Below are 23,855 nucleotides of genomic sequence, written 5' to 3' on the forward strand. Positions count from 1 at the left end.
TCGTTTTAATTAATATAAAGAAAAAAAAATGAAGATAAATAAATTATATAGGTTGTTTACGCTAGTATGCTTTGCCTTGTTTTGCTTTTGTAATCAAACAATAGCACAAACAAAAGGTACAGAGGTTAACGCAACCGTGATTGATGAACAAGGTAACCCAATAATGGGCGTTAATGTATTTGGCCCTAACGGAGTTCAAGCAATTACGAACGTTAATGGACAATTTCAAATTACATTATTGGGCGATGAGTCTGTTGTAATTCAAAAAAGAGGGTACGAATCAGAACTGATTAGTATCTCTGATTTATTGGACAATGTTACATTGGAGAAATCTCCTTTCCTAGCTACAGAAGATGATCAAATTGAGATGGGACTTGTTAGTAAGAATCGTCGTGAGAATATTGGTGCTATTTCATCAATAAACACTAAAGATCGTTTAAAGTATGATAATACACAATGGGTTAGAGATTACATTAATGGTTTAATGTTAGGTGTTAAAGGTTCTTCTAACGTTAGAGGTTTAGGAAATGCTATTTTTGTTATTGACGGAGTAATTGGTCGTGATCCAAATGTTTTAAATATGGAAGAGGTTGATCAGATTACTGTTCTTAGGGATGCGAATTCTGTAGCCTTATATGGTAGTCAAGGAAAAAATGGTGTTATCATTATCAATACCAAACGTGGAAAAACAAATAGAAAAGAAATGAACTTTAATGTTAGGTCTGGTCTTAGAACACCTATTGCTTTACCTAATTATGTAGGGTCTTTGGATTACATGGAGCTATTTAACGAGGCAAGACTTAATGATGGGCAAGACATTACTTTTTTACCTAGTGATATTGATCCGTATAAAAACAATCCAAATAAATATCAATATCCAGATGTTGACTTTTATTCAAATGAATATGTTAAACCATTTGTAAATTCAACAAGTGTTACTGCTGAGTTTTCTGGTGGATCTGATAAATCAAAGTATTATGTAAATGCAGGTTGGAACCATAATGAATCATGGGTTAGTATTAATCCTGATGCCAATGCAGGTAGTAACCGTATTAATGTTAGAGGTAATATAGATTTTGTAGTAAACGATTGGATTACAAGTAGTCTTGATGGTATTGCAATTATAGGTTCAAATAAGAGTTCTTTATCGAATTTGTTATCTGCAGGTACCACTTTTAAACCTAATTCTTATGTGCCTTTACTACCTGTAAATATGGTAGATACAATAGGGAATCCAGCGCTTGCAGGTCAAGTTAAGGCTGCTAGAATTTATGACGGCATGTTGTTAGGAGGAGCACAACAGTTTCAAGATAATACGCCTGTTGCGAATGCTATTGCTGGAGGTTATCAAAATGATGTAACTCGTACTACGCAGTTCAACAACTCAATTAATTTTGATTTAGACAAGATAACGGAAGGTTTATCAGCAAAAACTTATTTAAGTTTTGATTTTTATGATTCATATAAATTATCAGTTGAAAACAAATATAGCGTTTACCAAGCAACTTGGGAGGATGATAAAATAACAGCTTTGGAAGCTTTTGGAGATGTAGATTTAAAAGATTTAACAGAAAATGTTAGAACCAATGGCTTTGTGTCTCGAATAGGTTTTTATGCACTAGTAAATTATGAAAAAACCATTGCTGAAAACCACTCATTAAATGCTACTTTTTTAGGTTATTACAATTCAACTAATAGTAACAATGTACTTCAAAAAGATATTGATTCTCACTTAGGGTTTCAATTGGTTTATGATTATAAGAAAAAAGTGTTTGTTGATTTTAGTGGAACTTACACTAGTTCAATTAAATTACCAGAAGGTAACAGAGGTGGCTTTTCACCAACACTTGGTTTAGGATATATACTTAGTGAGGAGTCGTTCTTGAAAAACAGTAATGTTATTGACTATCTAAAGTTAAAAGCATCAGGAGGTATTATAAAGTCTGATCAAGGAATTGATGAGTATTATTTGTATAGTGAAACGTATAGTAATGGAGGAACGTTTAATTGGGCAGATGGGCAAAGTTCTAACAGAAGACAAAGCCTTGATCAAGGTGAAAACCTTAATATGGGATTTGAAGAACGTATAGACCTAAATATTGGTTTTGAAAGTTATTTGATGAGTTCACTTTGGGTAGAGTTTAATTATTTTAGAACGGAACTTGATAAGCAATTAGCGTTTTTGAGTAATAAATACCCGTCTTATTATAACACATTTAGACCGTATGATAATTTCAATAATAATAAATATACAGGTTTTGAAATAGGATTAAATTATAATAAAACCATTAACGATTTTAGTGTAAGTTTTGGAGCTAATATTTTATATAGCGAAACTGAAGTAATAAAACGATCTGAAAGTTATGAGTTTGACTACCAAAATAGAGTTGGAAAAGAAACATCTACCATTTTTGGTTTAGTTGACCAAGGTTTTTATTCTGAAACTGATTTTGATATTGATACAGACGGTAACTATATGTTAAAAGATGGTTTAGCAGTTCCTAACTTTGGAGCAGTTCAACCAGGAGATATTAAATATTTAGATCAAAACGGTGACAATGTTATTGATAACGATGACAATGTAGCTATTGGACAGTCTAGTAGCCCTTGGACTTATGGTGTAAACTTGAACCTTAAGTATAAATCGTTTAATTTATTTATATTAGGTACAGGTCAATTTGGAGCTGATGCCATTACGTCTAATAGCTATTATCAAGTAAATGGTAATGATAAATACTCAGAGGTTGTTTTAGGACGTTGGACACCAGAAACTGAAAGTACAGCAACTTTCCCTAGATTATCATCTGGAGAAAATGCAAATAACTTTAAAACATCTACGTTTTGGATGTACGATACTAGTTTCTTTAAAATTAACAGAGCTCAGTTAACTTATGAATTTGATAAAGATGTTTGTAGGAGTGTTGGGATGAAAGAATTTAGTATGAATATTTCAGGAACCAATCTTTTTGAAATAGCTAAAAACAGAGATATTCGTCAATTAACAATTGGTGGTACTCCTCAATTTAGAGCATTTATGCTTGGTTTAAGAATGTCATTTTAATACAAATAAAATTTAGATAAATAAAATGAAAAATTCAATAAAATATATATTAATTATGTTGGTTTTTACCGGCATGATTGCCTGTGATCCCATAGATGAAAACAGGTTAGATTTTGATTATGTAGGTTCAGATCCTGGGGCTGCAGAAGGATTATTATTACAAGGTTATTCAGGTATAATTGATCAGTTTGTATTTTCAGAAGGAGCAACAGATGATGCTGTTAATAATCAATTGACTAACGGCTACAAACGAATGGCTCTTGGCGAATTGTCAGCACAGTATAATCCTGCTTCACGTTGGAATACTTTTGAAAGAGTATTTTACGTAAACCAATTTTTAGAAATTATTAATCTTGGTGAAATACAATGGAGTAGAGATGAAGAGATTAATGAAATGTTTAAAATGCGTATGAAGGGAGAGGCTGTAGCACTTAGAGCGTTACATCATTTTTATGCGTTACAGGCTCATGCAGGAGAAGATGCTTCAGGCAACTTATTAGGAATTCCCTATTTTACAGAGTTTATTAAATCCGATGGAGATTTTAATACACCACGTTTGTCATTCGAAGCTTCTGTTCAAGAAATTTTAAAAGATTTTGATGAAGCCCTTACATTATTACCTACAGATTATTCTCTTAGTGAAGGAGATGTAGATCCTTGGTATGCTAGTTATGATTATGGTAAATATCAAGTAGTAAATGGTAATGCTTATGAATTACGTATTACTGGTAGAATAGTAAGAGCGTTAAAAGCACGTTTGGCATTGTTTGCTGCTAGCCCGTCATTTTTAAATGATCAATTTTATTATAATATGGCAGCAGAAAACGCAAGTGACATTTTGAATACTATTGGAGGAATTTCTGGTTTAGCACCTGATGGAGTTGAATTTTACACATCTGATGATGCTATAAATAGCTCTGAAATGTTATGGCGTGGTTCAATCGGTGGTAATAGTTCAGGTTATGAAGAAAGAATGTTCCCGCCTTCAGTAAATGGTAAAGGAGAGATAAATCCAACGCACAATCTAGTAATGGCATTTCCTATGAAAAATGGATATCCTGCAACAGCTACTAACGGCTTTGATAACCAAAATCCTTATGCTAATAGAGACCCACGTTTAGAAAAATATATTGTTCTTAATGGCGCTTCTTATGGAGGTGGAACTATTAATACTGGTTTCGGTGGTGGTATTGATAGATTAGATTCTATCCCTCAATTTTCAACAACTACAGGGTATTACCTTAAGAAATTATTACGTCCAGACGTAAGAATTAATAATGATGGAACTACATCTGGACAAAGACACTTTGATGTTTACTTTAGGTATACAGAATTGTTCTTAATTTTGGCTGAGGCAACTAATGAAATTGGTGGTCCAGACCATCAGGTAAATGGAATGAGTGCTCGTAATGTTATTGGAGCAATCCGCCAAAGAGCCGGTATTACACAGCCAGATACTTACTTAGCATCTATAACATCTGCAGAAGAAATGCGTGATCTTATTAGAAATGAACGTCGTTTAGAATTGAGTTTTGAAGGACATAGATTTTGGGATCTTAGAAGATGGGGATTGTCTTTAAATGAAACAGCAGAAGGTTACTTTTACGATGGAGATAATTATGTAGAACTTCCTTCTGTTGAAACTAGAAACTATCAATCATTTGCTACTTATATGCCAATTCCAAATTCTGAAACTTTGAAATTTACAGAATTAACTCAAAATAAAGGTTGGTAAGATAATTGTATTTTAAAAATAATTATAAAACATTACACATGAAAATAAGATTATTAATAATATTCGCTTTTGCCTTTAGTTTGATGGCTTGCGAAAATCAGGAAAATGAATTTGACGATTTTGGTTCAACTTCAGTTTATTTCCCATTTCAAACTCCTGCTAGAACATTAATTCTAGGAGAATATGATTTAGGTTTTAATGATAACGATAACAATGGTAGATTTGAAATAGGTGTTACCATGGCTGGAGTTTATGAAAATGATAAAAATAGAAAAGTGTATTTTGAATTAGCACCTGAATTAATAGACCCTGCGTTGTTAGGTGTTGCTGATGTAAATGTGAAGGTATTACCATCTTCATATTATACCATCGAACAAGAAAGTCCAGTAACTATTCCTACAGGTTCTACCAAAGGACGTATTCCTGTACAATTGGAAGATGCATTTTTTGAAGATCCTCTTTCTTTCGCAGGTGAAAATGAAGTTAATTATGTAATTCCTCTAAAAATCACAGATTATGAACAATTAGATTCACTTTTAACGGGTGTACCTCTTGTTGATAACCCTATGAGGGTAAAAGCTGATGATTGGGAAACGTTACCAAAGGATTATACACTTTTCGGTATCAAGTTTATGAATAAATATCAAGGTATATATTTAAGACGTGGTGCTGATGAAATGACGAATGCTTCAGGAGAGACAGTAACTACTGTTTATCGTGATGAGTATGTTGTTAGAGATGAGTTGGTTCCTGTGACTACAAGTGGTAGAAATAACGTTGAGTTGTCAAACATTGTACGTAGAGCTGGTCTTACTAGCCCAGGAAGTGTTAACATAGAGTTAGCTTTTAATGATGGTGGAGATTGTGTAATCACTAGTTTTGAAGATGATGTGTACAATGTTTCAGGATCAGGAAAGTTTGTTCAAGATGGAGACGAATGGGGTGGTAAACAGCAAGATGTAATATATTTAGATTATTCATACACTGATGCTGCTAATAACGAAACACATGCGGTTAAAGATACTTTAGTAATTAGAGATCGAAATGTTAAGTTTGAAGAGTTCACAGTTGAATTAACAGAATTTTAGTTTTTAGTTTTATACAAACTAAGTTTAAAAAATAGCGAAGGTAAATCCTTCGCTATTTTTTTGATTTATGCAAAGATATTTCTGCCATATTTATTATGCATGTTTTTAGTTTAAAGACTTTATTTAATGTGAGTTCTGCATAAATTAATCCACTTTTTTTAAAAAAAGAATGTATAAAAAACAAAGATTTTAAATACGCTTTTTTAATACTTATAAAAATAAAGTAACATTTTTTTGTTAAAAATTTTAATGTTGTTGTGAAGTGAATATTTAATTATTAAGCAGAACAGAGCAGGACATGTTTTGGTAGTGAAATCTTTAATTTGCATATTAATTTAATTAAAATAAGTGTCTATGAAGTTTCAAGTTATTTTTTGGTTAGTTACATTAACAACTGTTGTTACTTATTCGCAAATCAATCACGGGTTAAGAGATGAGTCTGGTCGTCATGTCATTCCAAGAGGTTTTGTAATCAATACAAATGATCATAAAGGTGAAGTTATTTTTGATAGTGATGATTATGTGAGAATGGTTCGAATGGGGGCTAATACACAAGTAATTCGATTGGAATTAGGAAAGCTAAGTAGTTTTCCGGGGGGTAAATTAGATCAAAATTATCTTTTAAAATTAGATACTTTGGTGGCGTTGGGTCGAAATTCAGGAATGAAAACTGTTTTTAAAATGACTGTTTATGGTGTAGATAAATTTATTTGGGAAGAATTTTGGTTGAATAAAAACAACGAATACCAAACATATATTAATGTTTGGAAAGTTATTTGGAATAGATTTTCTAACGATTCATCAGTTTTAGGGTATGATGTTGTAAATGAACCAAGAAAGTTAACAATGGATATTTCTTATACAGACCTAACAAAAAAATACCTAATACCACTGTATCAAAAAATTATTGATGAAAGTCAAAAGATAAATGCAGATAAAATGATTCTTTTTCAGTCAATATTTATGAATAAAGGTGAGGCGATTGACAATAATCAGTATGCTGAAATTAAATTCCCTATAAATAGAAAAAACATCATTTTTGCACCTCATATTTATCAAAATAAAATAGATTTAATTAAGCCAGTAATGGATCGTTTTGATAAGGAATCTCAAATGTTAAATGCTCCAATTCTTATTGGAGAATGGGGGTTTCCAACATTTGCAGCTACAGATACGTTAATTGATGGTAAATTGGGTCAGCTAAAATACAAAGAGCTTTATATTAGAACAGCCGAAATTTTTGACCGTATGGGTGTAGGTTCTATAAAAGCGTGGTTTTTAGGAAACAGAAGTATGCAAAATTTTCTTCCTGGTGGTCCATCAACGTGGGCTATTTTTAGTGACGAAAAAGCGGCTGGTACGGTTGAGCGTAAGTACATAACAGATATTATAGCACGACCATTTCCTCAATCTATTGCAGGTGATATTCAATCTTTTCTATTCAATCATGCAACAAGAACGCTTGATTTAAAAATAAAAGCCGATAATAGCAAAGGAGCTTCTAAAATATTTATAGGTGCCAACAGGCATTATCCTGATGGTTTTTCAGTTGTAATTAATGAAGATTTGGTGCTGTATTATAATCCGTTAAAAAACGTTGGACTTGAGGTTTATAAATGTCCACAAGACGTAAATCCATCAAATTTTATTTGGGATACTCAAAGTCAAAAATTAATAGTATTACAATGGCCAACAAATAACACAGACTTCAATATAAAAATTGTACCTGGTTTAATGAATTTTGAAAAGTTGTAAATAGTAAATTACAGTACTTAATATAAATATAATTATGAAAAAAGTAATAATTCTTGGATTTTTTGTTTTATCAATTTTAGCTTGTAATTCAAAAAAAGAAACTGAGATTTCTTCTGAAGTGCAATTGCCACAGCGCCCAAATATTTTATGGTTGGTAACCGAAGATATGGGGGCTTATATACCGCCTTTTGGAGATTTAACGGTTGAAACACCAAATTTAACCCGTTTGGCAAATGAAGGTGTAATTTATCCAAATTTATATTCAACTTCGGGTGTATGTGCACCAAGTAGGGCTGCAATTGCTACTGGTATGTATCCTTCAGGTTTTGGAGCAAATCATATGAGAGTTAATTCAAATACAAAACAAACAGGTTTAAAAAAGTACGAAGCTATTTCCCCTTCAGAAGTAAAAATGATAAGTGAACTACTTCGTGAAAATGGCTACTATTGTACCAATAATTATAAAGAAGATTACCAATTTAAAGCACCGGTAACTGCTTGGAATGAAAGCAGTAAATATGCACATTGGCGCAATAAAGCTGAAGGTCAACCATTTTATGCTGTTTTTAATTTTACTGAAACCCACGAATCTGGTTTGTTTGAACCTTATGGGTTTAGAGAGGTTGAAACCAGACATTATCATGAGGGTGATACAAGTTATGTGTGGAAAAATAACAAGTTAGCCGATGCAAAAAATAGAATGACAGAAGCCGAAACACCTGTGCATTTGCTTAAAAACACCAAATTTAACATTCCACCATATTTGCCAGATAATGCTGTTGTGCGTAATGATATGTGGAAGGTGTACAACAATATTGCCGAAATGGATAAGCAAGTAGGTGCAGTTTTAAAACAATTAGAAGAAGACGGGTTGCTTGAAAATACCATTATATTTTTTTATGGTGATCACGGCGGACCATTGCCTAGAGAAAAGCGTTTAATATACGATTCGGGCTTAAATACACCTATGATTATTAGATTTCCTAAAAAAGTGAATAGTGGTCAAAAAGATGAGCAATTAATTAGTTTTGTAGATTTTGCACCAACACTATTGTCTTTAATTGGTGTTGAACCTCCAAAACACCTACAAGGTCAAGCTTTTTTAGGAGCATATAAAGCTAAAAATAAAAGAAATTACATTCACGGTGCAGCCGATCGCTTTGATGAAGTAACCGATGTGATAAGAGCAGTAAGAGATGGTCAGTTCAAATATCTTCGTAATTATAGACCTGAACAAGGGTATTATTTGCCACTAGGTTACAGAGAAAGAATTCCAACAATGCAAGAATTATTAAGGTTACGTGATGAGGGGGAATTAAATGAAATTCAAATGCAATGGTTTAGAGATCATAAACCAAAAGAAGAGTTATTTGATTGTAAAGCAGATCCTTTTGAATTAAATAATATTGCTGATGATCCTGCTTATGCTGATAAATTACAGGAGCTAAGAGCAGAAATGGACAGATGGTTAACAGAAATTAATGATGATCCAACATTGCCTGAAGCACAATTAATCAAAAATCTTTGGAGTGGGAATGATAGCCAGCCAGTAACAGCTTTACCAGAAATAGCATACGCAAACAAAAAAGGAACTATTAGCTGTGCTACCGAAGGAGCTTCAATAGGTTATAAAATTAAATCTAAAAACGGAGCATTTCCTAAAATTTGGAGTATATATAAAAAACCATTTGAACTTTCTAAAGACGCTGAATTATTAGTGAAAGCACACCGTATTGGTTTTAAGTCGAGCGAAATTATTGAAGTAAATATTTCAGACTTAAAATAGTAATTTAGTTTTTGTTTACGGATACTACAGGATAGTATTTGAAATGTGAACTTGTATTTTTAAAAACTAATTTTAAAATTAAAAATTACGTGAATACAAAATCAATTCTAGCACTATTCATAGTTGTAACAATGTTTAGCGCTGTGTTAAAAGCACAGTCAAAAAAGTTTAACAATCCCATAATTGGTGATGACGTTGTTTTTGAAGAAAAAAACGGTCTCGTAGCTGTTGAAGCAGAATATTTTTACAAACAAAGTAATGCTGAAGTTAGAGCGTGGTATAGAACATCAAAAACTGAAATGGCTAATGTTGGCAGAGATGAAGATGCGCCACATTTTATAGATGCTAGTAACAATGCGTATATTGAAATTTTACCAGATACAAGGGTAACCCATTCAGACCAACTTATTCGTGGTGAAAATTTTACAGATGAAGCCGGAAAAATGGCGATTGTACATTACAAAGTAAAAATCAATACACCTGGGCGTTATTTTGTTTGGGTAAGAGCTATGAGTACGGGTAGCGAAGACAATGGTTTGCATGTTGGTTTAAATAACCAATGGCCAGTACACGGTAAACGTATGCAATGGTGTGATGGTAAAAATAAGTGGACTTGGGAAAGTAAGCAAAGAACAAAGGAAGTACACTGTGGGGTAGCTCACGAGATTTATTTAGATATTGAAGAAGCAGGTGTGCACGATATTCAGTTTAGTATGCGCGAAGATGGTTTTGAAATGGACAAATTTATTTTAACCACCGATAAAAATTATGTACCTTCAGAAAAAGGACCAGCAATAAACTTAGCACAAGGTAAATTACCTGTATCTAAAGTTGTTCAAGAACAATCGTATTTCAACAATATTTCAAAAGCACTTCCTGAGAATAAAGTAATTGCATCTACAAAATTTCCTATTGAAGGAACCAATTTTTATAAAAACGGAAAAAATTGGTTAGCCATCAACCCAAAAGAACATAAAGAAGCACAAACAAGTACGACTTTTAATTTTGAAAGCGGAAGCTATGATGTGGTTTTTGTTGGTGTAGGTGAAAATGACGGTAGTTCAACTTTCAGCGTTTCAATTAACAATAAATTGCTTGGAACTTATGCGCCTCCATTAGCCAAAACAATTTGGGAAGAAGGGAAAGAATTTAATGCGTTGTGGGAAAATATCAAGCTAAAAAAAGGTGATACAATTACTGTAACAGCTAAAATAGGGACAGATGGAAAAGAGTTTACTCGCGGAAGATGGGCCGGTATTATTTTTACACCTGTTGGAAAAGGTAAGCAAATACAAGAAGCACCGACAACATATTTATTTATAAAATAATATTAGATGAAAAGTATATATCATATTTATTACACGTCACCCTGAACTTGTTTCAGGGTCTCATGAATTGTGTGAATTCAAATTTTTAAGAGATTTTCACACAAGTTTATATTGATAAATTTAAGATGCTTTACGGATAATTAAAAATAAAAATTACTTCAAAAAATAAAAAAATGAATAAACTAGCAATATTAATTATAGCAGCATTAATTACAACAAGTTGTGTAACAGCTCAAAAAATCAACCCTCCTGCAGGACGTATAGCAGTGGTTGCAGATGGAAATTCACCTGACCCTGATGATTTAGGAGGAACAGCAGTTTCCTTGGCATTGCTTCGTGCTGCCGGCTTGGAAGATCGTTTGGTGCATTATTCACACTGTTGCGATTTGGTAGTGTTGCATAGAATTTCGGCAGAGGCTGAACATGAAAGACACGCCATGATGCAAACCACTTGTGATGGAACCGCACGCCGTTGGGGAGGTTTTGATCACATTACTTTTTGGGATGCAAAATGGCAAATGGAACAAACCATTAAAGATTTAGTGAAAGCGATAAATGTATCTACTGAAGAAGATCCTCTTTGGATTGTAGAGGCTGGAGAGCCAGATATTATTGGTTTTGCATTACAGGCATCTAAAAAAGAAAATCATAAATATATAAAAGTAATTACACATCACCCTGCAAATGATAATGCAGGAGATTTTTTTAAATGGCAAGAAATTTTAGATTTTGGTGTTGAAGAAGTTCGTATTCCAGATCAAAATATAAATCTTAAAGTTAAAGAAGCTGAGTGGGATTGGGCAATGAATCATCCTGATGATCGTATGCAATTTGTTTGGTTAATGGGTAAAATGGCTGAAGTGGACAATGTGGTTAAATTTCAAAAAGGAAAATGGGATTGTTCTGATGCAGGAATGGTTTTGTATTGGCTTACAGGAGCTACAAATGGTGGTTTAGTGCAAGGTTCTGTTGAACATGTAAAAACAATTTTGGAAGATTATATGGCTAAGAATCCAAAATAGTTAATTACTGTTTTTTGAAATAAGTAGCTAATTATGGTTAATTAATTTGAATTGAAAATTATAAAAATATTAAATTAAAAAAATGAAGAAATGTATTTTAATATTAGTATTAAGCCTAAATTTAGGCTTATCTATTTTTGCTCAAGAACAACCAAATATTGTTGTTTTTTTGGTAGATGATTTACGTACAGAATTAGGTTGCTATGGTAACCAACAAGTTAAAAGTCCTAATATTGATGCTTTGGCAAATGAAGGGGTGTTATTTCAAAATGCTTATGCACAACAGGCTATTTGTGCACCTTCACGTATGAGTATTTTAACAGGATTACGTCCTGAAAGCATTGGTATTTATTCTTTGTTTACGCCATTGCGTTCAAAGCATAAAGAAATGGTTACTATTCCACAATTTTTCAAAGAAAATGGCTATACAACGGTTAGTTTAGGTAAAGTATATCATCATGGAAATGACGACAAAGAGAGTTGGAGTATACACTTTCCTAAAGAAGCAAATTCTTGGGTAAAACCAGAAAACTTAGCACTCATAGATAGTCTTGAGCAAACAGGTTATAAAGGTAACGGACCAGCTTTTGAAAATGCTGATGTGGAGGATGAAGCCTATAAAGATGGACGTGTTGCAAAAAATGCTATTGAAACACTTCAGAAAATAAAAGATGAAAAGTTTTTAATGTTTGTAGGTTTAAGTAAGCCGCATCTTCCATTTAATGCGCCTAAAAAGTACTGGGATTTATACAATAAAAAAGATTTTATAGTTCCTTTAAAAGAAGCGCCTAAAGATAGTTACAGATTATCTCTTACAAAATGGGGCGAATTAAGACGTTATTATGGTATTCCGAAGGAAGGAGTTTTAGATGATGAAACTTCAAGAAATTTAAAGCATGGGTATTATGCGTCTATCAGTTATATTGATGCGCAAATAGGCAAGGTCATGAAAACGTTGGAAGACTTAGATTTACGCAAAAATACCATGGTAATCCTTATGAGCGATCACGGTTATAAGTTAGGCGAATTTGGAGCATGGTGTAAACACACCAATTTTGAAATAGATGTAAATGTGCCTTTAATTGTGAGTAGAGAAACGGGTTACAAAAAAAGATTAAGCAATGTAACGTCAGATGCATTGGTTGAAAATGTAGATTTATTTCCAACAATAGCTGAAGCAAGCGGATTAAAAACACATGCATTAGAGGGGGAAAGTCTGTTGTCATTAGTTGATAAACCTGATATGGAGTGGAAAAAAGGTTCTTATAGTTTGTATCCAAGAGGGAAAAAAATTATGGGATTCACTTGTACCGATGGTACATATAGATATACTGAGTGGTGGGACAATGAAGCGCAAACAATTTTAAGTAAAGAACTTTATTTGTGTGAACAAAATTATATGGAAATTACAGTTAATCTTGTAAATGAAGTAAAACACAAACAAGATGTGATAAAAATGCAGCAACTACTAGAAATGCAGTTTCCTAAAAATCAAAGATCATCGTATCCGCAATATGATAAGTAGATTAACATTAGTACTTTAAGTCTTATATTTTAAAAAAGCCAAAAGAATTTGTGTAGTATTAAATTCTTTTGGCTTTTTTTCATAGGGTTACAGTAAGGTGCAGGACAGTTTTTGTATGTTTTAGGTGTAACATTGAAATATATAATATCTTAAATATTTGAATTGAGTTGAGTGCTTTTTTAAATAGAAAAAACTAATAATTATGATTTCAAATACTATTAAAATAGGTGTTGTTTATTTGTTTGTTTGCATAACAACTACTATTAAAACAACAGCTCAAATTAATAAAAATATAGATAAAACACTTTCAGTTTTAGATTATAACAAACTACTTTACGCAAAAGAGCATAAAAATTCAATGCAATTTTCTGCAGCATACCAAAACTTAATATCCGATGCTGATAAGGCATTACAAGAAGGTCCTTTTTCTGTAATGGAAAAAACACAAACACCTCCAAGTGGCAGTAAGCACGATTATATTTCTATAGGTCCTTATTGGTGGCCAGATCCAACGAAACCTGATGGTTTACCTTGGATTAGACGCGATGGAGAAATAAATCCGTTAACAAGAGAAGGTAGTACAGATTATGAAATAAAAAATAAAATGTTTCATAACACCCAAACTTTGGCAATGGCATATTTTTTTTCAGATAACAAACAATACGCCACAAAAGCCATAGAATTGTTAAAGGTTTGGTTCTTAAACGAAGACACTAAAATGAATCCGAACCTTGACTTTGCTCAGGGAATTCCAGGTAAAAATACAGGGAGAGGAATTGGGATTATAGAATTTGCAGGAATATCAAATATGATAACTGCTATTGAAATTTTAGAATTGAATAATAAAATGGATGTTAAAACAAGTAAAGAGCTTCGTTTGTGGTTTTCAGAGTATTTAAATTGGCTTCAAACAAGTGAAAATGGTGTTTTTGAAAAGAATACTAAAAACAACCATGCAACACATTACGACATTCAAATTGTAAGCATTTTATTATTTTTAAATAAAGAAAATGAAGCTAAAGAAGTTTTAGAAGCTGCTAAAACATTGCGTATTGTAACTCAAATTCAACCAAACGGAGAACAGCTGCATGAGTTAGCACGTACAAAAGCATTGTCATACAGTACTATGAATTTAGAAGGATTTACAAAACTTGCTTTTTTAGGAACAAAGGTACATGTTGATTTATGGAATTATGAAGCTGAAAATGGAGCTAGCATTATAAAAGCGTATGAATTTTTAAAACCCTATGCCGAAGGGAAAAAAGAATGGAACTTTAAACAAATAGCGAGTGTATCAAAAGCTCAACATAAATTAAAAGAATTATTTGTAAAAGCTGGTAGTCAGTTTAATATTGAAGCCTATTGTAAAATTGGTTCAAAAGAAGATAACAAAGCATCATCATTACTATATTATTGTAATTAAGTATTGCTTTTAAATATGAAGAGTTTATACCTGTTAAAATGTAAATAATTAAAAATATTTATTTTTATTTGAAATTAAAGTTAACGTAAAATAATATAGAATTATGCAAAGATTAGCCTTTAAAATGAAGTTGAATAAAGGACAAAAAGAAGCTTATACAAAACGTCATAACGAATTATGGCCAGAACTTAAAAAACTTTTGAAAGATAATGGTGTAAGTGAGTATTCTATTTTTTTAGATGAAGAAACCAGTACGCTTTTTGCTTTTCAAAAAGTTTCAGGTGAAGGTGGTTCTCAAGATTTAGCATCTAATGAAATTGTAAAAAAATGGTGGGATTTTATGGCTGATATTATGGAAGTAAATCCAGACAATTCACCTGTTTCAATTCCTCTAGAAGAAGTTTTTTATATGCCTTAATTGAAGTGGGTGTAAAGTTTGTGTTTTACTTTTGATAATGGTAAAAAATTGTTTGTGAGTTATTTACGTGTGTTATAAGTAAAAATTATATTGTATCTTCTACAGCGCAATTAAAATCAAAAAAAATGGACTTGTTTATTAAAAATGCACGATTAATTTTTGTATTTATTTTTATATGTACACATACTTTTTCACAAGATTATACAATAGAAACCATCAAACTTTGGAAAGATGGAGAAATCCCCTTCAATAAAGAACATATTACTTTAAAAGAAACTTTAGATGAAGCAGGTGTTCGATATACTCAAATTTCAGAGCCTGCACTTTATGTGTATAAAAATAAAACTGTTAAAAAAAATGGAGCAGCACTTTTAGTTTGTCCAGGTGGTGGCTACGCTAAAGTAACCATTGGGGGAAACAACGGAGAGGGTAAAGCAAAACGTTTTCTTGAAATGGGGTTTAATGTAGTTGCTGTTTTAAAATACAGATTACCAGATACTCAAATAGTAAATTCACAAGAAAAGGTGCCTTTGTGTGATGCTCAAAAAGCACTGTCAATTATTCATCAAAATGCAACCAATTGGACAATAGATAAAAATAAAGTAGCTGTTATAGGTTCTTCAGCAGGAGGGCATTTAGCAGCTTCTTTAGCAAATTTAAAAGACGAAATTATAGCGCCTAATGTAAAACAAGAAGAGTTAAAACAAGCGGTATCTATTTTAATGTATCCTGTCATTTCATTCAATTTGCCGTATCGTCATAAAGGTTCATACAAGAGACTTTTAGCCGATAAAGCTGAGAGTCAGATGTTGTTAGATTATTATTATTCCATGGAAAATCAAGTGAGTGAAAATACACCTCAAACTTATATTATACACGCTAAAGATGATGTAGGTGTAGTTTACCAAAATAGTTTAATCTATTGTGAAAGCTTAAAAAAGCATGATGTAAACTATAAATATGTGCAATTAGACAAAGGAGGTCATGGCTTTGGTTTTAGTTTTAATAGAACAGGTGTAGATTGGACTATTGAATTAGAGAAATGGTTGCATAAGGAAACTAATTTATTTAAAAATTAACGAAACAATAGCATTAACCGGCTTTGCTATAAAACGGTTATAAAACAACTTTAGAACATAACAGTACAGGATAGGAATTTTTGTTGATTTGACGATATTTATCGCAATTAACAGATGTTTTAAAAAAAATGGAAAGACGCTCTTTTGTACACCTGTCAGCAATAGGTAGTTTAGGTTTAATATTACCTGTGTATGCTTGTGCAGAAGCAAATCATAAAAATCAAAAATCAGTTGGCATGACTGATTTTGAAGCTTCATCTCTTAGCTTATTAACTACTTGGTGTGATGCCATGATTCGTGAACAAATAAATGATCCAGCTGATGCTGTATCTAATGGCGCTTTGTATTGCGAAGCTTGTGGTGTAATTCACGGTAGATGTCAAGAATCGGTTTATCCATTTTTGTATATGGCCGATAAAACAGGTGAACAAAAATACTTAGACGCTGCAATAAAAGTAATGGATTGGTCGGTAAATGTTGATTTACCTAATGGTAGTTGGACCAATATGATTGATCCAAAATCTTGGTGGGGAACCACTGTTTTTGGAACCATTGCGTTAGGAGAAGCCTTACATCATCACGGTCATATTTTACCTAGAGAACTTAAAGAAAAATGGGAAAACCGTTTAAAGCAAGCTATTGAAATTGTGTATAACAAATTTGACATGCACTTTAGTCATATAAATTATAGGTTTACGGCTATTTATGCGTTAAGTTTTTTAGGAAAATATTTTAATGAAGAAAGATACATTTTAAGAAGTAAAGAGTTTGCGGCGCTAGTTCCACAATATTTAACTGAACCTAATAAGCTTATTTTTGGAGAAGACAAGCCCGATAATGATAAAAGTGCAAAAGGTTTATATCCAATAGATTTAGGGTATAATGTTGAAGAAACTTTAAATGGAGTAGTGCAATATGCCCTTGTTGAAAAAGATGAAGAATTATTAAATTTACTTACAGCATCTTTAAATGGCCACCTAGAATTTATGTTGCCAGATGGTGCTTGGGATAATAGTTTTGGTACTCGACAAAATAAATGGACGTATTGGGGAAGTAGAACAACAGATGGTTGTCAGCCAGCTTTCGCTTTAATGGCAAATAGAAATCCTGCTTTTGGAACCGCAGCAATTTTAAGTACCGAGTTGTTACAACGTTGTACTGTAAACGGACTTTTAGCCGGAGGGTTGCATTATGAAACACACGGAGTTAAGCCTTGTATGCATCATACTTTTGCACATGCTAAAAATTTAGCGTTTGTTTTAGATAATTCTGAACATGTGAAAAATGTAACTAAAAATACACCAGTGCCAAGAACTGTAAGTGATGGTGTAAAACATTTTTCAGAGTTAGATGTTTGGCTAGGGGCAAGAGGTCCTTGGAAAAGTACCATTTCATCTTACGATCAAATTTGGAAGAAAAAATATTCAGTGGCTGCAACAGGAGGTTCGTTAGCTGTATTGTGGCATCAAAAAGTAGGACCTTTATTTACAGCCAGTATGGCGGAGTATTTGTTGGTAGAACCATACAATCAACAACCTCAACCTGGTGAAGACTTTTGTTTAACACCGCGTGTTGAACGTTTTGTTGATGATGTTTGGTATACCAATATTCACGATTTAAAAGCAAAAGTTGCTAATACTGATGAAAATGGAATTATCAATTTTGAAGTGCTTGCAGCATTAACAAATAGAGAAAAAGAAACATTAGATGCATCAGGAGATTTTAAATTAAATTATTTGTTTGATGAAGAAAAAACAACCATTAAAGCGTTAAGAACTACAGATGAAGCAAATGGAGATAGGTTGGTATTGCCAATTATTTCTCCAACTGGTGAAAAAGTGGTTAAAATTTCAGAAAATAAAATAGAAATTCATAAAAAAGAAGGGGTAGTTGTTATTGAAGCAAATGTGGCATTGGCAATTAAACCTTCAGAAAAAGAGCGTATTTTTAATCAAGTTCCTGGAATGGAAGTGTTGCCAATAATGGTTGCTTTTCCAAAAGGAACAAAAGAGGTTATTTGTACTATTGAAATTGTTTAAGGAACATAATATATTATAAAAATGAAAGTAAAAAACCTTTTAATTTTTAGTGCATTCGTATTGTTTGTTGCTTTTCCCGTTAAAGCACAGCAATTGTTAAAATCTGAAGAATTGACAGTTTCTGAAGGGTTTAAAAATCCTATTGGGTTTTACAATTCACAACCTACTTTTTCTTGGAAGTTACCAGTTTCTAAAGAGGTGAAAAGTCAATCGGCGTATCAAATAGTAGTAGCTACTAGTGAAGCGCTTTTGCCAAATAATCCCGATTTATGGGATTCTAAAAAGCGACAAAGCGATCAATCAACATTTGTAAAGTACGAAGGGAAAGCATTAAATTCTCGTCAAAAAGTTTATTGGCAAGTACGTTATTGGAATCAAGATAATAAAGTTTCAGAATACAGTGAAATCAATTCATTTGAATTAGGCTTGTTAAATAATAGCGATTGGAAAGCCAAATGGGTTGGGTTAAATACCGCCAAAGACAGTATAAAAGGGGTGCGAAAATTTTTAATGCATCGTCCGCAATATTTAAGAAAAGGTTTTGAATTATCTTCAGTAGTGATTGCTGCAAGATTATACATTACAGCAAAAGGTGTTTTTGATGTGCATTTAAATGGTAAAAACGTAAGTGATGATGTAATGCCTCCAGGTTGGACACCTTATAACCACCGTATTGAAACCATTACTTATGATGTTTCACAGCTTTTAGCAGCTGGACAAAATACCTTAGCTGTTGAATTAGCTTCAGGATGGCATTCAGGAAGAATAAGTAGAGGAAAAGCACTTTACGAAAACTTTGCCTCTCCTAAAATTTTATGCCAACTTGAAATTGAGTTGAAAGATGGTTCTAAAGTAGTTATTTATTCAGATGAAACTTGGAAAGGTACTACCAACGGTCCAATAAGATTGGCTGGTATTTACGATGGTGAAACTTATGATGCCAATCTTGAAATACCAAATTGGTTAACTTCAAATTTTGATGATACTTCTTGGGAAAATGTAGTAACCGAAGCTATTACAGATACTGTCAAATTGCAGCCTAAGCGTCATAGTACAGTTAAAGAAAAAGTAATTATAGATGATGTTGAGTTGGTTGCAGTAAATGAGCATACCGCAATATTTAACTTAAAACAAAATATGGTTGGAGTACCAATGTTTAAAGTGCCAATGAAAAAAGGAGATACATTAAAAATTCGCTTTTCTGAAATGCTATTAGCTGATGGTTCGTTTTATACCACAAATTATCGTTCAGCTAAATCAACTGATTATTACATCGCTGCTGAAGATGGTGTAATAAATTATAAACCAAAATTTACATTTCATGGATTTCAGTTTGTAGAATTAATTGGTTATGATCAACAAGCAAAACCTGATTCAAGTTGGGTACAAGGTGTGGTGCAGCATTCAGATTTTGAAGCGAACGGAACGTTTACTTCTTCTCATAAAAAATTAAACCAATTACAAAGTAACATTACGTGGGGCTTGCGCGATAATTTTTTCGATATTCCTACCGATTGTCCGCAACGCGATGAACGTTTAGGATGGACTGGAGATGCGCAGGTTATTTCACCAACAGCAATGTTTAATTACAATACGCATGCTTTTTGGACCGCTTGGTTACAAAGTTTAAGGGAAAATCAATCAGAACATAAAAATGGTTTAGTACCTTTTATTGTACCAGATGTACTTCAAAATAGAAATGGTAGTTCTGGTTGGGGAGATGCTTGTGTAATTATTCCTTGGGATATTTATAATTTAACAGGAGATGTTACAGTGCTTAAAGATAGTTATGAATCTGCAAAAAAATGGGTTGGTTATTATCAGTCTAAAGTAAAGGAGAAAGCATATATTCCAAAAACGCACTCTTTTGCAGATTGGTTACAACCTTATCCAACTAAAACAGGTAAAATGGGAAATAGAGGCGATACACCAAAAGAGTTCATAAACACAGCTTATTTTGCGCATTCCGCTCATTTAATTTCTAAAATAGCAGGAGTTCTGGGGAAAACTGAAGACCAAAAAAAATATCAAGATTTATATAAAGCTGTTGCCAATGCTTTTGAAAATGAATTTTTTGATGAAAACGGAAAGTTTAAGCAAGAAAAGCAAACACAAACAAGCTATTTATTGGCCATATATTTTGATTTGTTAAAACCAGCAACCAAAGTAAAAGCTCAAAAGCATTTATTGGAAGAAATTAAAAACGCAGACAATCATTTAGGTACAGGCTTTTTAGGAACACCTATTTTACCAAAAGTTTTAGATGCTATGGGAGAGGTAGATTTAATGTATAAAATTCTATTTAAAGAAACCTACCCATCATGGTTTTATTCTATCAATCAAGGCGCAACTACCATGTGGGAACGTTGGAATAGTTTTAGTAAAAAGGAAGGTTATAATACTGAAAGTATGAATAGCCTTAACCACTATGCATATGGTGCTGTGGGACAATGGATGTACGAGCGTATAGCAGGTATTGCATCTTTAGAGCCAGGTTACAAATCAATTAGAATTGCACCACAACCAAATACCGAGTTTTTAACATCGGCTTTTGCAAGTTTAAATACACCTTATGGTAAAGTGTCTTCGTCTTGGAAAATTGAAAATGAGGACTTTATTCTTGATGTTGTGATACCTCCAAATACTTCATCAAAAATTAGTATTCCAGCAAATACTTCAAAAGAATTACTTTTAAATGGTAAAACTTTTAAAGATAATACAGCTATAAAATTAATAAACAAAGCAACAAATTCATTTGAATTAGTGGCGCAACCAGGAACTTATAAATTTCAATCTAAATTTCAATCTAAATTTCAATCTAAATTTCAATAATGAACTTAAAATCATCTTTTTACACAGTTACATTTTTAACTATTTTGTGCTTGTTTGTATCTTGCAAACAAGAGCATGTTTCAAAACCAGAAGGGTTAATTATTTCTGAAGGGTTTAAAAATCCATTAGGCTTTTATGATGCTACACCTACGTTTTCATGGCAGTTGCCCGTAGCTACTACCATTAAAAGTCAAAAAGCTTATCAAATAGTAGTGGCAAGTAGTGAAGCGCTTTTACCAAACAATGCCGATTTATGGGATTCTAACAAACAAGAAAGCATTCAATCAACATTTATTCAATATGCAGGTAAAGCATTAAATTCTCGTCAAAAAGTATATTGGCAAGTAAAGTATTGGAACCAAGATAATGTGGCATCTGAATGGAGTGCAATAAATTCATTTGAATTGGGCTTGTTAAACAATAGTGATTGGCAGGCTGAATGGATAGGCTTACCTACAAAAGAAGAAGGTGTAATTGGAAGTCAAGAGAATATTATTCACAGACCACAATACCTTAGAAAAGGTTTTGAGTTGACTAAAAATGTGGCTTCAGCAAGATTGTATATCACAGCTAAAGGTGTTTTTGATGTGGCAATAAACGGACAAGATGTGAGCGATGATGTAATGCCTCCGGGTTATACATCTTATAAAAAACGTATTGAAACCATTACGTATAATGTAAGTAATTTAATCAATTCAGGAAAAAATACCATAGGTGTTGAGGTTGCTGCAGGTTGGCATTCTGGAAGATTGGGATGGATGAAATCTTACTGGAGTGATACCGAATCTCCAAAAATTATTTGTCAGTTAGAATTAACTATGGAAGATGGTTCAAAAGAAATCATTGTTTCTGATGCATTATGGAAAGGAACAACAAATGGACCTATACGTCTTTCTGAAATTTATGATGGAGAAACCTACGATGCCAATTTAGAAATGCCAGCATGGACTACCAATACTTTTGATGACAAAAACTGGAAACCAGTAAATGCTTTTGATATTTCAAATGATATTAAATTAGAACCTAAACGCCATACAACAGTTAAATCTAAAATTACATTAGAAACCAAAGAAGTTGTTGAAAAAGATGGTGCTGCAATTTTTGATTTACAGCAAAATATGGTAGGTGTGCCATTGTTAAAAGTGCCAATGAAAAAAGGGGAAACGCTTAAAATTAGATTTGCTGAAATGTTATCACCAGATGGTACTTTTTATACCGATAATTATAGAAGTGCTCAGTCTACAGATTATTACACTGCATCAGAAGATGGCGTTGTTGAATGGATGCCAAAGTTTACTTTTCACGGATTTCGTTATGTAGAGTTAAGCGGATTTGATGCTTCTAAAACACCTTCAAAAGATTGGGTAACTGGTTTGGTTCAATATTCAGATTTTGAAGAAAATGGAACTTTTACATCTTCACACGAAAAATTAAATCAGTTACAAAGTAATATTGTTTGGGGATTGCGTGGAAATTTCTTTGATATTCCAACCGATTGTCCGCAAAGAGATGAACGTATGGGGTGGACAGGTGATGCACAAGTATTTGGACCTACAGCTATGTTTAATGCAAATGTTTACAAGTTTTGGGCAAGTTGGTTACAAAGTGTACGTGAGTCGCAATACGATAACGGAGGAATTCCTTGGGTTGTGCCAGATGTTTTATACAATAACAAAGTAAGTGCAGGTTGGGGAGATGTATGTACTATTATTCCTTGGAAAATTTATTATAGAACGGGAGATAAGAGAATTCTTGAAGAAAACTACGAAACAATGAAAGGTTGGGTAGCCTATCACCAAGCTAAATCTAAAAAGTTTATATCATCTATGGGAGGTTTTGCAGATTGGTTACAACCGCTTCCGGCTAATGGAGACAACAAAGGAGATACATCACACTCTTTAATTGGAACTGCTTTCTTTGCGCATTCAGCTAAGTTAACTGCACAAACAGCACAGGCATTAGGCAAAACTGAAGATTATAATACGTACAATCAGTTGTATAAAAACGTAGCAAATGCTTTTGCTGAAAAGTTTTTTGATGAAAAAGGAAAGATTAAAGATGTTGCAGAAACACAAACATCTTATTTGTTAGCTCTTGCTTTTGATTTATTGCCTGAAGCAAAACAAGCCAATGCAAAACAGTATTTATTAGAAAAAATAAATGAGGCAGACAATCATTTACGTACTGGTTTTTTAGGAACACCTTTATTGTCTGAAGTTTTAGATGAAACAGGAGAAATCGATTTAATGTATAAATTATTGTTTAATGAAACGTATCCTTCATGGTTTTATTCAATCAATCAAGGAGCTACTACTATTTGGGAGCGTTGGAACAGTTACAGTAAAGAAGAAGGTTTCAATCCTATGAATATGAATAGTTTAAATCATTATGCATACGGAGCAATTGGCGAGTGGATGTACGAGCGTATTGCTGGTATTGCTCCACTTGAGCCAGGATACAAAAAAATAAGTATTGCACCGCAGCCAAATGCACCACTTAATGCTGCTTCTGCATCATATGAAACGCCTTATGGAAAGGTAACTTCTTCTTGGAAAATAGAAAATAATACATTTCAACTAGAAACTACAATTCCGCCAAATACAACTGCTGTAATTAGTATTCCAGCAAATACTTCAGAAGCATTGCTTTTAAATGGTGAAACTTTTAAAGATAACGAGCATATAAAATTAACAAAAACAACTGCAAATTCATTTGAATTTTTGGCGCAACCAGGTACCTATATGTTGGTGTCTAAATTCTAATT

Annotated in this window: 14 protein-coding genes; all 14 read left to right on the plus strand. The window is 32.7% G+C overall.

Annotated features, from left to right (window positions below; translation table 11 throughout):
- Window positions 1–28: 28 nt before the first annotated feature.
- The 14 genes from CHB67_RS14650 (at window position 29) to CHB67_RS14715 (ending at window position 23,853) form a co-directional block, all read left to right on the plus strand.
- On the plus strand, window positions 29–3,061 hold the full coding sequence (locus CHB67_RS14650) for a SusC/RagA family TonB-linked outer membrane protein (RefSeq protein WP_089382544.1): 3,033 nt from the start codon (window positions 29–31) through the stop codon (window positions 3,059–3,061).
- 25 nt (window positions 3,062–3,086) lie between these two features.
- The gene (locus CHB67_RS14655; RefSeq protein WP_089382545.1) at window positions 3,087–4,796 is read left to right on the plus strand and encodes a RagB/SusD family nutrient uptake outer membrane protein; all 1,710 of its coding nucleotides are present in this window, start codon (window positions 3,087–3,089) and stop codon (window positions 4,794–4,796) included.
- 38 nt (window positions 4,797–4,834) lie between these two features.
- Window positions 4,835–5,884: a DUF5627 domain-containing protein gene (locus CHB67_RS14660; protein ID WP_089382546.1), complete on the plus strand. Its 1,050-nt coding sequence runs from the start codon at window positions 4,835–4,837 to the stop codon at window positions 5,882–5,884.
- A 354-nt stretch (window positions 5,885–6,238) separates the two neighbouring features.
- The gene (locus CHB67_RS14665; protein ID WP_089382547.1) at window positions 6,239–7,639 is read left to right on the plus strand and encodes a cellulase family glycosylhydrolase; all 1,401 of its coding nucleotides are present in this window, start codon (window positions 6,239–6,241) and stop codon (window positions 7,637–7,639) included.
- A gap of 34 nt (window positions 7,640–7,673) precedes the next feature.
- Window positions 7,674–9,425 (plus strand): sulfatase family protein, encoded by a 1,752-nt coding sequence (locus CHB67_RS14670; protein WP_089382548.1) that lies wholly within the window; start codon window positions 7,674–7,676, stop codon window positions 9,423–9,425.
- 89 nt (window positions 9,426–9,514) lie between these two features.
- Window positions 9,515–10,753, plus strand: a complete 1,239-nt coding sequence (locus CHB67_RS17250) for a hypothetical protein (RefSeq protein WP_217900275.1) — start codon at window positions 9,515–9,517, stop codon at window positions 10,751–10,753.
- Between the two features lie 173 nt (window positions 10,754–10,926).
- Window positions 10,927–11,775, plus strand: a complete 849-nt coding sequence (locus CHB67_RS14680; RefSeq protein WP_089382549.1) for a hypothetical protein — start codon at window positions 10,927–10,929, stop codon at window positions 11,773–11,775.
- A gap of 82 nt (window positions 11,776–11,857) precedes the next feature.
- Window positions 11,858–13,300 carry a sulfatase gene (locus CHB67_RS14685; protein WP_089382550.1) on the plus strand — a complete coding sequence of 481 codons (1,443 nt, stop codon included), beginning with the start codon at window positions 11,858–11,860 and terminating at the stop codon, window positions 13,298–13,300.
- A gap of 202 nt (window positions 13,301–13,502) precedes the next feature.
- Complete coding sequence (locus tag CHB67_RS14690) at window positions 13,503–14,723, plus strand: alginate lyase family protein (protein ID WP_089382551.1); 1,221 nt, start codon at window positions 13,503–13,505, stop codon at window positions 14,721–14,723.
- Between the two features lie 103 nt (window positions 14,724–14,826).
- The gene (rhaM, locus tag CHB67_RS14695; RefSeq protein ID WP_089382552.1) at window positions 14,827–15,141 is read left to right on the plus strand and encodes an L-rhamnose mutarotase; all 315 of its coding nucleotides are present in this window, start codon (window positions 14,827–14,829) and stop codon (window positions 15,139–15,141) included.
- Between the two features lie 125 nt (window positions 15,142–15,266).
- Window positions 15,267–16,220, plus strand: coding sequence for an alpha/beta hydrolase (locus tag CHB67_RS14700; protein WP_089382553.1), 954 nt, complete (start codon window positions 15,267–15,269; stop codon window positions 16,218–16,220).
- Between the two features lie 128 nt (window positions 16,221–16,348).
- Entirely contained in the window at window positions 16,349–18,259 is a 1,911-nt protein-coding gene (locus CHB67_RS14705; RefSeq protein ID WP_089382554.1) for a glycoside hydrolase family protein, read from the plus strand.
- A 21-nt stretch (window positions 18,260–18,280) separates the two neighbouring features.
- Entirely contained in the window at window positions 18,281–21,091 is a 2,811-nt protein-coding gene (locus CHB67_RS14710; protein WP_089382555.1) for an alpha-L-rhamnosidase, read from the plus strand.
- On the plus strand, window positions 21,091–23,853 hold the full coding sequence (locus CHB67_RS14715) for a family 78 glycoside hydrolase catalytic domain (RefSeq protein WP_089382556.1): 2,763 nt from the start codon (window positions 21,091–21,093) through the stop codon (window positions 23,851–23,853). Before CHB67_RS14710 ends, CHB67_RS14715 begins: the two co-directional genes overlap by 1 nt.
- Window positions 23,854–23,855: the final 2 nt, after the last annotated feature.

Source organism: Lutibacter agarilyticus, assembly GCF_900188235.1.
GTDB lineage: Bacteria > Bacteroidota > Bacteroidia > Flavobacteriales > Flavobacteriaceae > Lutibacter > Lutibacter agarilyticus.